This is a genomic window from Spirosoma aureum (genome assembly GCF_011604685.1).
In the GTDB taxonomy this organism is placed as follows: Bacteria; Bacteroidota; Bacteroidia; order Cytophagales; family Spirosomataceae; genus Spirosoma; species Spirosoma aureum.
In genome coordinates, this window is the sequence record NZ_CP050063.1 from 3,863,701 (window position 1) to 3,875,686 (window position 11,986).

Annotated in this window: 14 protein-coding genes; all 14 read right to left on the minus strand. The window is 45.3% G+C overall.

Translation table 11 applies throughout. The annotated features are described in order from the left end of the window. Nucleotides 1-96: 96 nt before the first annotated feature. The gene (locus tag G8759_RS15140) at nucleotides 97-735 is read right to left on the minus strand and encodes an NAD(P)H-binding protein (RefSeq protein ID WP_167209320.1); all 639 of its coding nucleotides are present in this window, start codon (nucleotides 733-735) and stop codon (nucleotides 97-99) included. Between the two features lie 237 nt (nucleotides 736-972). Continuing rightward, nucleotides 973-1,362, minus strand: coding sequence for a TlpA family protein disulfide reductase (locus G8759_RS15145; protein ID WP_167209322.1), 390 nt, complete (start codon nucleotides 1,360-1,362; stop codon nucleotides 973-975). 34 nt (nucleotides 1,363-1,396) lie between these two features. Then, on the minus strand, nucleotides 1,397-1,582 hold the full coding sequence (locus G8759_RS15150) for a hypothetical protein (protein ID WP_167209324.1): 186 nt from the start codon (nucleotides 1,580-1,582) through the stop codon (nucleotides 1,397-1,399). Beyond that, on the minus strand, nucleotides 1,579-2,724 hold the full coding sequence (locus G8759_RS15155; RefSeq protein ID WP_197933138.1) for an alkene reductase: 1,146 nt from the start codon (nucleotides 2,722-2,724) through the stop codon (nucleotides 1,579-1,581). The genes G8759_RS15150 and G8759_RS15155 overlap by 4 nt, the downstream gene beginning before the upstream one ends. 64 nt (nucleotides 2,725-2,788) lie before the next feature. After that, nucleotides 2,789-3,616: a DJ-1/PfpI/YhbO family deglycase/protease gene (locus G8759_RS15160; protein ID WP_167209326.1), complete on the minus strand. Its 828-nt coding sequence runs from the start codon at nucleotides 3,614-3,616 to the stop codon at nucleotides 2,789-2,791. Between the two features lie 55 nt (nucleotides 3,617-3,671). Continuing rightward, nucleotides 3,672-5,096 (minus strand): antibiotic biosynthesis monooxygenase, encoded by a 1,425-nt coding sequence (locus G8759_RS15165; RefSeq protein WP_167209328.1) that lies wholly within the window; start codon nucleotides 5,094-5,096, stop codon nucleotides 3,672-3,674. A gap of 65 nt (nucleotides 5,097-5,161) precedes the next feature. Beyond that, nucleotides 5,162-5,989 carry an alpha/beta fold hydrolase gene (locus G8759_RS15170; protein ID WP_167209330.1) on the minus strand — a complete coding sequence of 276 codons (828 nt, stop codon included), beginning with the start codon at nucleotides 5,987-5,989 and terminating at the stop codon, nucleotides 5,162-5,164. A gap of 341 nt (nucleotides 5,990-6,330) precedes the next feature. Next, a complete protein-coding gene (locus G8759_RS15175; RefSeq protein WP_167209333.1) occupies nucleotides 6,331-6,900 on the minus strand; it encodes a carboxymuconolactone decarboxylase family protein in 570 nt (189 codons plus the stop codon). An 18-nt stretch (nucleotides 6,901-6,918) separates the two neighbouring features. After that, on the minus strand, nucleotides 6,919-7,488 hold the full coding sequence (locus tag G8759_RS15180) for a cupin domain-containing protein (RefSeq protein WP_167209335.1): 570 nt from the start codon (nucleotides 7,486-7,488) through the stop codon (nucleotides 6,919-6,921). An 11-nt stretch (nucleotides 7,489-7,499) separates the two neighbouring features. Next, complete coding sequence (locus tag G8759_RS15185; RefSeq protein ID WP_167209337.1) at nucleotides 7,500-7,724, minus strand: 2TM domain-containing protein; 225 nt, start codon at nucleotides 7,722-7,724, stop codon at nucleotides 7,500-7,502. A 60-nt stretch (nucleotides 7,725-7,784) separates the two neighbouring features. Continuing rightward, nucleotides 7,785-8,372, minus strand: a complete 588-nt coding sequence (locus G8759_RS15190) for an NAD(P)H-dependent oxidoreductase (RefSeq protein WP_167209338.1) — start codon at nucleotides 8,370-8,372, stop codon at nucleotides 7,785-7,787. A gap of 76 nt (nucleotides 8,373-8,448) precedes the next feature. Continuing rightward, entirely contained in the window at nucleotides 8,449-8,985 is a 537-nt protein-coding gene (locus G8759_RS15195; protein WP_232074264.1) for a Crp/Fnr family transcriptional regulator, read from the minus strand. A gap of 194 nt (nucleotides 8,986-9,179) precedes the next feature. Further along, nucleotides 9,180-11,144, minus strand: a complete 1,965-nt coding sequence (locus tag G8759_RS15200; RefSeq protein ID WP_167209343.1) for a sigma 54-interacting response regulator — start codon at nucleotides 11,142-11,144, stop codon at nucleotides 9,180-9,182. 44 nt (nucleotides 11,145-11,188) lie between these two features. Further along, nucleotides 11,189-11,827 (minus strand): sensor histidine kinase, encoded by a 639-nt coding sequence (locus G8759_RS15205; RefSeq protein WP_232074265.1) that lies wholly within the window; start codon nucleotides 11,825-11,827, stop codon nucleotides 11,189-11,191. Nucleotides 11,828-11,986 lie beyond the last annotated feature (159 nt).

Below are 11,986 nucleotides of genomic sequence, written 5' to 3' on the forward strand. Positions count from 1 at the left end.
TCAATTGGTATTCTGATTTTTATTTATTCGCAAGGTCCGTACCATGACAAAAAACGATTCAGTTTCAATGGAAATATGGAAGTTTAATGAACCGCTTCAAAACCTAAAGATTTTGTCTAACTCGACCTTGTGCGTTCCCGCCGGGAGAATTCTGGGTGCCTTTGCCAGTTTTGCTGCAAGCGTCGACGTGGGCAAGGGCTGAAATTTCTTAAGCAAGGTCATCTCATTCAGGATTTTTAAGACCCCTGCACTTATACGTTCTCCCAAGCGGTCTGTATCCTTCCGTAGTAAAAGCCCAGGCCTGAAAATGATGTACTGCTCAAAGGCATGACGGCCAATGTTCTCTTCCAACTGGCCCTTTAGTTTAGAATAGAATACATTGCTCGTAACAGAAGCACCATAGGCAGACAGCAAAACGACGCTGGAAATCCCATTGCTTTTGGCTATTTCAGCGAATTTTGCAGGAATTTCATAGTCAATACACCATTGATTTTCCTTGGAGCCTGCCGCTTTCAGGGTAGTTCCCAGACAGGAAAACAAAACATCACCTTTGATGAATTCAGAAACCTCTTCCAACTTGTTAAAGTCAGTTACGATTTCGAACACCCTGGGATGAGTTATTCCGGTGCGACGACGCACAAACGTCACCACTTCCGTATAATATGGATCCTGTACCAGGGCTGTCACAAGGTCTTTTCCAGTCGCTCCAGTCGCTCCAATAACCAGCGCTTTCATGTTTTCTTCAATTTTAGCCGAACGGTATGCAATAATAATAAATCAATGGAATCGGTTGGTTGCTCACCGTTTCAATCGAAGAATGCCGGTAGCTTTCCCTACAGTAAAACGTCAATAGCGACCCCTAATTCTTCCCGGATCTTCGGGCTCGATTGCGTGATGAATTTTATACGACCATCCCGGTCAATCACCACACTGGTGGGCCATGAGCTAATAGGATAGTTCTGGTCAACTTCGTTAGAACCTGGTAGTAGGGTATAATCGAAGGTGAGTTTTCAGAAAAGTGCGGACCTGATCGCCATTGTTAAATGTCAGAGCCAGAAAAACCACATCATTGGGATGGTACGCCCTCTTCAGCTTGTTCAGCTCCGGCTTTTCCTGGATGCAGGGGGCGCAGGACGTGAACCAGAAATTGAGCACAACTAGTTTACCACGAAGCGCTCGTAATGACAAGCGGTTTCCATGCAAATCGGTTAGTCTAAAATCAGGCGCTGGTTTATTTCGCATAGACTCAAACGCCTGCCTGCGTTGCTCATTCTGTGTTTCAAGTTGTTGCTTCATCTCGTCTGTCAACTGCACCAGATAAATGATTCCATTCGCATCGTCCTCGACACTATGCCGGAACATTATTCATTCTCTCCCCCAGGCTATCTCCAGTCAGCTATCCTCTTCCCGGTGGAAGCACCTTTCCACCGGGAAGAGGATAGCTGACTGGTTTACCTGACGGGGATACCTGCGCCATCACCTGATTATAGGGTAGGTAAATTAACAGGATGACAATCCAAAATTTGATGGAGAGCGGATAGATCTGTTTAAAATCAGTATATACGCTTGTCTGATCGTTCATGATACCAGAACTTCATTGAACTTGAATACTTCCCTGGATAGACGCTGATTTTTATACGCCGACCAATCGGTGTAGCCATGCAGGCTTAATCCATAGTGCAGGTCACGGTTAGGAGGGGTTAGTTCCCAGTTGTTTTGTAGTCGCTCGACTAAGTCAGGATTGGCAATAAAAGGCTCGCCAAACGCGGCAATATCGATCGTTCCGGCGTTGATCAGCCGTTCAGCTTTTTCCCGGTTCATGCTGCCAGCCAGAATGATCACCCCATCGTACCATGAACGGAACCGTTCAATAAACCCTTCCGGCAAGGCATGACTACCTTTCGACTGTTGATCCATGAGGTGTATGTAAACAACCCTTCGTTTGGCTAATTCTCCGGCCAGGTAGTGATACGTGCCTTCAATTTCGTCGTAATGCGGCAGATCTCCCAGACCACCATATGGAGTAAGCCTTACCCCGACTTTTTCGCGGCCAACGGCTTCAATACAGGCATCAGTAATCTCCAGTAAAAACCGACAGCGATTCTCGATACTCCCGCCATATTCATCGGAGCGGTTGTTGACAAATGGATTTAAAAATTGTTCGATCAGATAGCCGTTGGCACCATGCAGCTCTACGCCGTCGAACCCGGCTGCAAGGGCATTTTTAGCGGCATTGGCAAAGTCGTTTATCACGTGTTTTACCTCGGTGGGACTAAGTGCCCTTGGTTTGGAAGCGGGCACGAAACTCTCTTTACCTTCCACATCATACCCCCATGCCCATGTATTGGCAGCCTGGATGCCGGAGGGGCCAACCGGCGCAATGCCGCCGGGTTGGTTAGACGTGTGGGACACCCGGCCAACATGCCAGAGTTGCGCAAATAGCTTACTGCCTCGTTCGTGTACTGCCTTTGTGACCTTTTTCCAACCTTCTACCTGCGCTGATGTGTACAGGCCCGGTATGTACAGTACACCTTTTGCCGTATCAGAAATGGCCGTTCCTTCGGTTATAATCAATCCTGCACCTGACCGTTGTGCATAATATAGTGCATTTTGATCGTTTGGAATTCCGTCCGCATTCCTGGCTCTTGTCATGGGGGCCATGGCAATGCGATTTTTGAGTTCCAGCAAACCTACGTTTGCTGGTTCAAATAGGTTCTTCATCATCGTTATACTTGTGAAAATCTTTCTTCAATTGATTACCCTCATCTGGGGTACTCTATTTTTAGCGTTAATTCCGCAGATTATTTTTCACCAGCCAGTTTTCCACGGCTCTTGAAAAATCGGCTACATCAATCGGGTGACGGCTGGTGATCAGATTTCCGTCCGTTACAACCGGTTCTTCCAGGACAGTACCTCCGGCATTCTTCAGATCAACCTGAATATTCCAGTATCCGGTTAGCTTTTTGCCTTTGAGAATATCGGCAGACGCCAACACAACAGGTGCATGGCAAATAGCAGCAATCAGTTTCCCGGATTTGTTGAAGTCCTTAATAAATTTGATTACATCTTTATCATTACGCAGGTTATCAGGGTTCCAGGCACCACCGGGAATGAAAACGGCATCGTAATCACTCACCTTCACCTGATCGGCGGTGCGGTCGAATTTCACCCAACCTACGGGTTGCAAATACTGGATGGACATGATATGAGTTTTAGCAATTTCCGGGTAAACCAACCCATATCGCTCCGGCCCAGGATTGTATTTCGGCGCAACAATGTCTATACTGGCACCTAGTTTTTTGAAATACCACACCGGACCTAATAATTCTATTTCTTCAAAACCGTCGGCTGCAATCACGGCGATCCGTTTACCTTTCAATACGGCGGTATCCCGGATGGGCGTAAAAAAGAATGCCCGGAGTGCCTCATTGCCAGGGGCATTCAATAGCTGCGACACCGGCATATTGACCACTGCTGACCGGGAAGACAATTGGTTCAATACCGAAAGCTCATGATCGTTGGTGTTGGCCGGTTTAACGTAAAGCTGGGCTGCTGCATGAACGACCGTAAGTATACTTACCATACCAGCCAGGATGATTTGATTGATAATTCTCATTTTTGTGTTGTTTTATGGTGTTTATAAAGTTGACGATTCACGATCGGGTGAATTGTTAGTTCCGTTTCACCGGTGCAAACTCGATAAGTCGGTGAAGGCCGGTTTGAAACGGTTGTTTTTTGATGCTGGTAGTCAAATAATCGATTACAGGCTGAATTGGAGGAAAATTCAGATGGTACTGAAAGGCCGCTTCATTTCTGAATTTTTCATAGGTAACGAACTGCGATTGAGCATCTGCCACCTGTGAAAGCTGGTAATTGATGACTCCCGGCTCTCCACGGAATTGCGGCATGGCCGTATGGTACACGGCTTTGAAAGCAGCTTCTGTTCCCGGTTTGCTATCCACAAACAGCATAATCGTGATTGGCTTATCCTGCTTTTCTGGACTCCGTCGCCAGTCATTTTTCGAGACAGGCTCCAGGTCTTGGATGACGATTTCTTTTGCAGGCTGAGTCAGCTTTTTTTCTGAAAGGAATTGGATTAGTTTGTACCTGGCACCGGCCCTCATCAGGTTTAAGCCGCTTTTGCTGCTCCATCTTTCCATAACCCACAATACGGATGAATTTTCCTGTTCCCGATAGGCCTCTGCCATGATATTTGATTCATTTGCCCTCGCCCGTTTCACATACCTGCGAATCACTTTACGAAACAATTTCCGGTGGCTCTTTTTTACCTCGTATCGGGTCATGACTGCCACGGTTTCCTCAGCTCTTAACAGATCTACAACTGCTTCTCCAACCGCTTTCGCAGATTGAGGATTTTGCCCGGTTACTACCCGTTGATCCGTTACTACGTGTACTTGCGCCACGCCTGATTTTTCAAAAATGACACCTCGCTTAATCAGGGTCGATTCCAGTAAAAACGGAACTACCTTTTCCATTTTTATAGCTTCCTCTTCCTCATTGGTGAAGGCATTGATTTTTTTGCCATCAATCAGGTAGTTGCCGTTGGACAATTTGATCGGCAACAACCCGGCCGGTCCATGACATACCGCACTCACAACGCCACCTGTTTCATAAATACGGGCAGCAATCGAAGCCAATTCGATATTGTCGGCAAAATCCCACATGCAACCTAATCCACCCGCATAATGAATAGCAACGTAGTCATTGGTGCCAACATCGGAAGGCTTCAGCGTGTGTTCAATCTTGTATCGATAAGTATTATCTTCCCAAAATTTTCGATTGACAGGATCGTTCAGGTCAAACCCGGTGATGGGTGCTTTTCCACCTTTAGGACTTACAAAATCAATTTCGTACCCAGCTTTTACTAATTCATTCCACGGGTGCGAAACTTCCGATAGATAGAACCCGGTAGGTTCTCCCGTATTCCCTTTTTGATCGTGACTTGTTACCACGAACAAAACTTTCTTCTTCATTTTAAGTACGTGTTCGCCCTTTACGCTCAGTGTACATAGTAAGAGTGATGCGGTAAAGACGGTCACGATGCTTCTCGATATGACCGATAGTTGCGTTGCCATGACGTCAAATGTTGATTTATCGTAAGTATGACCAACCAATCTTGTGGTTGGTCATACTTACAGTTTTACTTAATCGTCAGTTCTTGTCCAATCTTAAACAACAGTTCGGAGACTGCCTGCGGCTGAGCCAGAAAGGGAGAGTGGCTCGTGTTGACCGTGTATACGGTTTTGATGCCTGCTCCAGCAATCATTCGATCCTGAAAGCCTGGAGAAATCACGATGTCCTGAAGGGTCTTGATATATACCTTTTCTACGGCACCGAAGTTCTCCTTTGTTAGCGTAACCTTATTACTAAAGGGGATGGAGGGTTCAGGACGATAGTTACTAAGTACCAGATCTTTATCCGCTTGTGTGCCATCGTTTATAAAGAGATTGGTCAGGTTATCTTTTTTCACATCAAGTGCCAGCCGATCGGCTGAAAGCAACAACGAGGGACCTAATTTAGAACCAGGGTCAAGCATGGATAACTCTTCGAGCGATTGCCCGGACGCCGGAAGAAACGCACCGATGTAAACCAGCTTGCTGATTTTGGCGGGCACTTTCTCGGCCACATTGGTGATCACCATTCCACCCATGCTGTGTCCAACAAGAATAACATTGCCATTCACTTTCGACATTGCCTCAATAACCTTATCTCGGTATACATCCAATGTTAAGGTATGCAACGGGGTCGTGTCAGTACCATGGCCGGGCAACTCGACTACAACGACCTGGTTTCCTTTCTTAATCAGGTCGGAACGGACGGCATTCCATACATAGGGAGCTTGCCATGCGCCGTGAACCAGCACATAAGTCTGTGAAGTGGCGGCAGGGACTTCATCCTTTTTAGCGCATGAAGCTAATGCCGAAAGGGCAACAGCTGTTGATAACAGCAACGAAACTGTAGTTTTCATTTTCTTTGATTTTATTTTAATTGGTTGTCTTTGATTTTTACTTAAAATTCATGGTAAACTCGGTTTAGGCAGTGTGTTGACAATTGCCTATGGTGGCCGGCTTATCATTGTTTTTTGTCAATTCATTCAACCTGTTTGTGTTGATCTGACAATGCAAAGGTGGCCGCTAATCGGAAGGTCTACCTGACACATTTGTGTCAAAAAACACCAGCGGATTATTTTCTGACAGAAACGGGTAGTAGTCGTTAAAAGAATTTGAAAGGATGCTCTTTCATGATTAACCCGTGCTTATGAATTGAGCAATACTATGCTTACTTGACTGAAATGCTTTAGGGGGCGGCTCATTGATTCGTTTCCGGTGCGGGCATATCGAATCCATTCAGGACCATGGCGATCAGACTATAGCTGCCGACAAGAAAGAAGAGCTCTGCTACCCCATCCTGTCCAAGCAGATGTACGGCCTGCTTGTAGGTTGATTCGGAAACAATATGACCCGAAACCAGCGAACGGGATACTATATACGCAATGGTTTCCTGCTCGTTTAAACCAGTGGAACAGACGCCGGCAGCCAGGGATGCGACAATGTTGGCAGACAGGCCAAAAGCTTCGGCCATGATCTCATGAGCATAGAGAATGAAGCGGGCCCCAAAGACACTTCCTACGGTTAGGATAGCGACTTCACGCAAAGTTTTGTCAAGCGTTGCGTGCTGATCCAGGGTTCGGATAAAGCTCAGGGCCGGTACGCCAAACTGCGGGTAATGCAACATAGGCGGAAAAGGCCCCAGTAATGCCCCTTGAGCATCGAGCATGGTTACCTGGCTCTGACTGTTGCCAATCAGATTGGCAATTTCATCGTGTACATACCGAAGCTCAGGGCTAAGTATATCGGGGGGTAAGGGTTGAAGACGCATGATCTGAATTGTTAATTGTTAACGAATGTCGTTGGTAAACTGGCCGTCGATCAGCACAAAGGCCATGCGGCATATCTTGTCTGACCTATTAGCCCAGGCATGGTTTGTCCCACTTTGGATAACAATGTCTCCCGGCTGAATGATCGTCTCTGCCCGGTCCAGAATCAGGGTTATCTCACCCTCCAGTACGATTCCATAATCGACAGTTTGGGTTCGGTGCATCAGGGGGTGAGGGGCGCCCTCCTGCGAGGTGAAAGCCTTCTCGTCGCCCATCGACTTGAATTTGGCGGCTGCATCGGCTCCGGTAAGCTTTCGAATTTCTTCCCCTTCCGGCGGAAATTCAATTACCCGTATGCGGGTGCCATTCGTCGGCGGAGGCAGTACTAAACCACGCTCATCCGTCTCATCGGGCTGATAGTGAATTAAGGCCGGGGTTTCCAGTGTATGCCATACTTCAAAGAAGGTAGGGCCACCGGGGCCGCCCACCAGTTGCGAACGGACAGGCGGTGCGTCAGACACAATGATTGCTTTCCCATCCGTATCATGGCCAGTCACGATGCGCCGGAATGGTTTTGATTGCTGATTCATAATTCTGCCTTTTATCTGTTTATTGATTTTTTGAAGACAAATACACCGAGGTAATGGAACAATACACCAATTGCCCAGGCGAGGGTAGACCATATAGGCCATGGGTAAGTGCTGTCGGTGAGATACCAGATGAGCCAGATAGCTGGCGTTGCCAGTAGAAAAACAAGCAAGTGAATCCTGAAACCCTTTTTTGGGTTGACAGGGGCAACTGTGCCCCATTTAGCTTGATGAGTCATGGTAGTTGTATTGATTGAGTGTTGCTACATCTGTAGGCGGGGTAGCCAGCCTTACTGGAATTATTTGAACTGCTGGCCTAATTTTTCTACCTGGCTTAGCCAATTAGTCCGCTGCTTTTCGGTCGATTTCCGCATGAATCCAAACGTAGAAAACCGAATGGGATCAAAGCCCACATATCCGAACACGATGTCTTTTAGAATCTGGTATTGCGATGCCCGATATATCAGGTAAAACCACCATTTGGGCGTATCCATCGTGACCAGAAGTCGTATGCTCTTTCCGCGCAATAGCTTCTCTGGAAATAGTTTACCGGAATGATGTTTAAAGGCGAAGCCGGGCAGGAAAATTCGGTCAATAAAACCTTTCGTAACGGCCGGCATAAAACCCCACCAGTTCGGGTAAGCCATTACGACGTGATCGGCCCATTTGATCAGTTGCTGCGCTGTAAGCAAATCGTCTTCAAGCTGCTTAGCTTCTCCGGTTCTATATCCGTCCGTAAGGTTTACGTCAAAATTTAACTTGGATATTATAATGATCCGGCAGTTGGCTCCAGCACGTTCCGCCCCGTTTTGGTAGGCCTCCAGCAGTGCTTTGCAAAAGGAGTTTTCCGATGGATGTCCCAGGATAAGTACGATGTTCCTTGCCATTGTCGTTCATAGTTATTTTGATGCTGCAAAGTTGGGCTGGATCGGAAAGGCGTACCTGACACAAATGTGTCAAAAATCAGTGGTGGGCTATTTTCTGACGAATCCGGGTAAGGGATTGCCTTTCGATGCCCAGATAGCTACAGAGGTGAGATAGAGAGACCCGGTTGAATAAAGCCGGATGTTGTTTGATAAAATCAAGGTAACGCTCTTCGGCGGTTTGAAAGACAAAGCTTTCGATACGAGCCTGTTGCCTTTTTAAGATTTCTTCGGCAACTAACCGCCCGTATTTTTCAAAGTTTTGCGACTGTTGATAAATCCATTGCATGTCTTCGAATGATAGACAGGCAAATGTCGTTGGCTCTAAACACTGTATGGCGTACTTGCTTGGCTTCTGCGAAATAAAGGCCGGGTAATGGGTGGCATAGTCACCCTCGGGATAAAAGCCTACCGTTCGCTCGTTTCCATCCTGATCAATAAAGAAAGAACGGACCAGGCCTTTGGTGACAAACCCGATAGCTTTTTGGATTTCACCCGATTGAAGAAAGACCTCTTTCTTTTTTAATTCTGTGAATCTAAGCTTTGACGCAAACTGAGAAAGCTCAGCTTCAGTCATTGACGGACAAAATTCTCGTATCGAATTGAGGAAAAATTCGGTTTCTGCTCTCATTCTCTGGTTATTTTTTCACCTTATTCGTACACTACGCCCTAAAACCGGATCACGTTGCCGACTAATAAAATTGGTACTCGCTTACGCGTTTTTGTCGTTGGCGTTCGCTGTATGCGAAGGCTATGCATTAACTGGCGAATTCATAAAAAATCCTTCTTAATACCCAGCTTAGCCATTTTTGATTCTAAGGTCGTAGGTTTAATATTTAATAATTCTGCAGCCCCATTCACTCCCCGTATACGGCCTTTGGCTTTTTTGAGAATTGAAATGATATAGTCTCTTTCTGTTTCCCTCTGAATGTGCTTTACATCCTCGAGCGTTTCGATGTTCACCTTTCCAGATAATTCATTCCTTGTACCGGTAAGGCTTCGCTTTAATTCTAAGTTTGATCGCCCATCATTGAGAATAACAGACTGCTCCAAAACATTCTCGAGTTCACGGATATTGCCCGGCCAATTATACGCATACATTTCGTCCATCATTGTTGCAGCAATACCCATGAATGGCTTATGGAACTCTTTACAAAACTTATCGGCAAAATACAATGTCAGTGCTTCAATATCACTTTTTCGTTCCCGTAAAGGGGGTAATGTAATCGGAAAAACATTGAGCCGATAATATAGATCAAGCCGGAACGTTCCGTTCGCTACTTCTTTTTCAAGGTTTCGGTTTGTAGCAGCTATAATGCGAACATTCACTTTCCTGGGTGCACTGCTTCCCACATATTCTACTTCCTTTTCCTGTAAAACACGCAGTAGTTTAACCTGCATATCCAGCGGTAACTCGCCGATCTCATCTAAAAAAATAGTGCCGCCATCTGCCTGCTCAAATTTGCCTTTCCTTTTTTCAGTGGCTCCAGTAAATGCTCCCTTTTCATGACCGAATAACTCCGATTCTATGAGTGTGGGTGGTATAGCCGCGCAATTTACTTTAATGAACGGTCCACTTGCTCTCGGTGAAAGTGAGTGGATGGAATGAGCAACTTTTTCTTTTCCAGTTCCGCTCTCGCCCAGAATTAAAACCGACGTGTTGTATGGCGCAACCTGCGACGCAAGATCTAATGATGCCAGTAACAGGTGATGGTTTCCAATAATATTTTTGAACGTTGGATGGGATCCCGAATAATTTGCTGCCTCACTATTTTTCTTATTGACGGAATCGGGCTGAACTAGTGTTAACGTTGACGAGGTTTCATCATAAATCTTCTTTTCGGCTAAGGCAACCAAATACGGTTTTAAACGATTTAATAAGGCAATATGATCCCTGGTGTAAACATCCTGCTTACGACTATAAAAGGCATAGTGAACCATTTGTCCATTGCCTGGATCGACAGGAAAAACCAAATACGACTCTAACTTAAACGAATCAAACAATAGTTGTTGAAGCGAATTTATACCAGGTTTTTGTTTTGGTATGCCATCACTATAAAGGATGGCATTGGTATCACTGTTTTTAATTAGTGCGGAAAGGACGTCTTTTTTAAAACCGGTTATTGTCATTAATTCTTTTTCACCAATAAACTGATATTCATCAAATCCAATGCGTAAATACCCTATATCCTTGAATTGTCCAGCATTATCTGGCCAGGGTTTAGATGCAATAAAATCAAAGGGTATATAAGGCTGTATCACCCTGGCAATCTTCAATAACTTTTGTTCAGCACCAGATGGGTCAGTGGTTATTTTCGTTAACTGTTTTTGCAAAAGTTCTTCCTGCCGCAATTTTGATTCAAGGCTATGCTGGTGACGATACCACGCAATATCCAGCGCAACCAGAAGATCCTTTTCCCGGAATGGCTTGACAATAAATCCATAAGGATCCGTTGACTTTGCTTCCTCCAATACTTTTTGGCTTGAATTGGCAGATATATAAACAAAAGCGATATTTTCAGCTCTTAGCTTCCTGGCGAAGTCAATGCCCGATAGAATACCTTTTAATCGAATATCCAGAAGGACAAGATCCGGTTTCTGCTTTTGCAGATTCTCATTGGCTTCTTCGACAGAAGCAGCAATACCGGTCACTTTATACCCCGCCTGCTTTACGATTACCCGCAGATCATTGGCTACCAGAAATTCATCCTCCACAATAAGCACGTTGATGTCCATACCAATTGGTTACAATAAATTTGAAGCCGGGGCTTGGCTGAAAATTAGTTTTTCAACATGTTAAACCTGACCAATATATGCACACCCTTATTATTTTCAATAGTAAAGGTGCCATTCAATTGCCTGGCAAGGCCCTGCATCAGTTCAAGTCCCAGCGAGTTATGTTCAAATAGGTCAAACCCTGCTGGCAAACCAACTCCATTATCCGATATATTGAGTAATAGGTGATCCGCCCCATCTCGTTGCAAATTAATACGCACAATTCCATTCTGTCCATTCAGAAACGCATACTTAATGGCATTGACAATACTCTCATTAATAATCAACCCCAGTGGAGTTGCCTGCGTTTCATCCAGTTCTAACCGCTCAATTGTTTGCTCAAAAACGATCCGGTTACCAATTTCGAAGCTTTCATGCAGGTAGCGCACCAGTTCATTGATATAGTCGGGCATGTCAATAGTAGAAATATTTTCACCCTGGTAAAGCTTTTGATGAATCAGGGATATTGCCTGCATCCTCCGAAGACTATCCTTGACAGCCTGAATAGCTGCTTCATCTTTAAGATGGGCAGATTGTGTATGAAGTAAGCTTGTTACCATCTGAAGATTATTCTTCACCCGATGGTGTACCTCCCTCATCAACCACTCTTTTTCAGTAAGCCATTTATCTAGTTTTGCATTCAACGTTTCTTAAAAATATTCTGATCCAATTCCTTCTGATGAGTTTCAGGTTTACGATTGCTTCCTTCTTTTTTTTGGTTCCGGTTGACCGCTAATCCCAAAATAAGCAATAATGCTGCGCTGATATGGGTCCTATTTTTGTTCGGTTAGGCTGCTCAAATC

Coding starts and splice junctions, on each gene's coding strand:
- G8759_RS15175 (WP_167209333.1), bottom strand. CDS start 6,900: ATGCGTCTTCAACCCTTACCCCCCGATATACTTAGCCCTGAGCTTCGG.
- G8759_RS15140 (WP_167209320.1), bottom strand. CDS start 735: ATGAAAGCGCTGGTTATTGGAGCGACTGGAGCGACTGGAAAAGACCTT.
- G8759_RS15170 (WP_167209330.1), bottom strand. CDS start 5,989: ATGAAAACTACAGTTTCGTTGCTGTTATCAACAGCTGTTGCCCTTTCG.
- G8759_RS15190 (WP_167209338.1), bottom strand. CDS start 8,372: ATGGCAAGGAACATCGTACTTATCCTGGGACATCCATCGGAAAACTCC.
- G8759_RS15200 (WP_167209343.1), bottom strand. CDS start 11,144: ATGGACATCAACGTGCTTATTGTGGAGGATGAATTTCTGGTAGCCAAT.
- G8759_RS15160 (WP_167209326.1), bottom strand. CDS start 3,616: ATGAGAATTATCAATCAAATCATCCTGGCTGGTATGGTAAGTATACTT.
- G8759_RS15155 (WP_197933138.1), bottom strand. CDS start 2,724: ATGATGAAGAACCTATTTGAACCAGCAAACGTAGGTTTGCTGGAACTC.
- G8759_RS15195 (WP_232074264.1), bottom strand. CDS start 8,985: ATGACTGAAGCTGAGCTTTCTCAGTTTGCGTCAAAGCTTAGATTCACA.
- G8759_RS15145 (WP_167209322.1), bottom strand. CDS start 1,362: ATGTTCCGGCATAGTGTCGAGGACGATGCGAATGGAATCATTTATCTG.
- G8759_RS15180 (WP_167209335.1), bottom strand. CDS start 7,488: ATGAATCAGCAATCAAAACCATTCCGGCGCATCGTGACTGGCCATGAT.
- G8759_RS15165 (WP_167209328.1), bottom strand. CDS start 5,096: ATGGCAACGCAACTATCGGTCATATCGAGAAGCATCGTGACCGTCTTT.
- G8759_RS15150 (WP_167209324.1), bottom strand. CDS start 1,582: ATGAACGATCAGACAAGCGTATATACTGATTTTAAACAGATCTATCCG.
- G8759_RS15185 (WP_167209337.1), bottom strand. CDS start 7,724: ATGACTCATCAAGCTAAATGGGGCACAGTTGCCCCTGTCAACCCAAAA.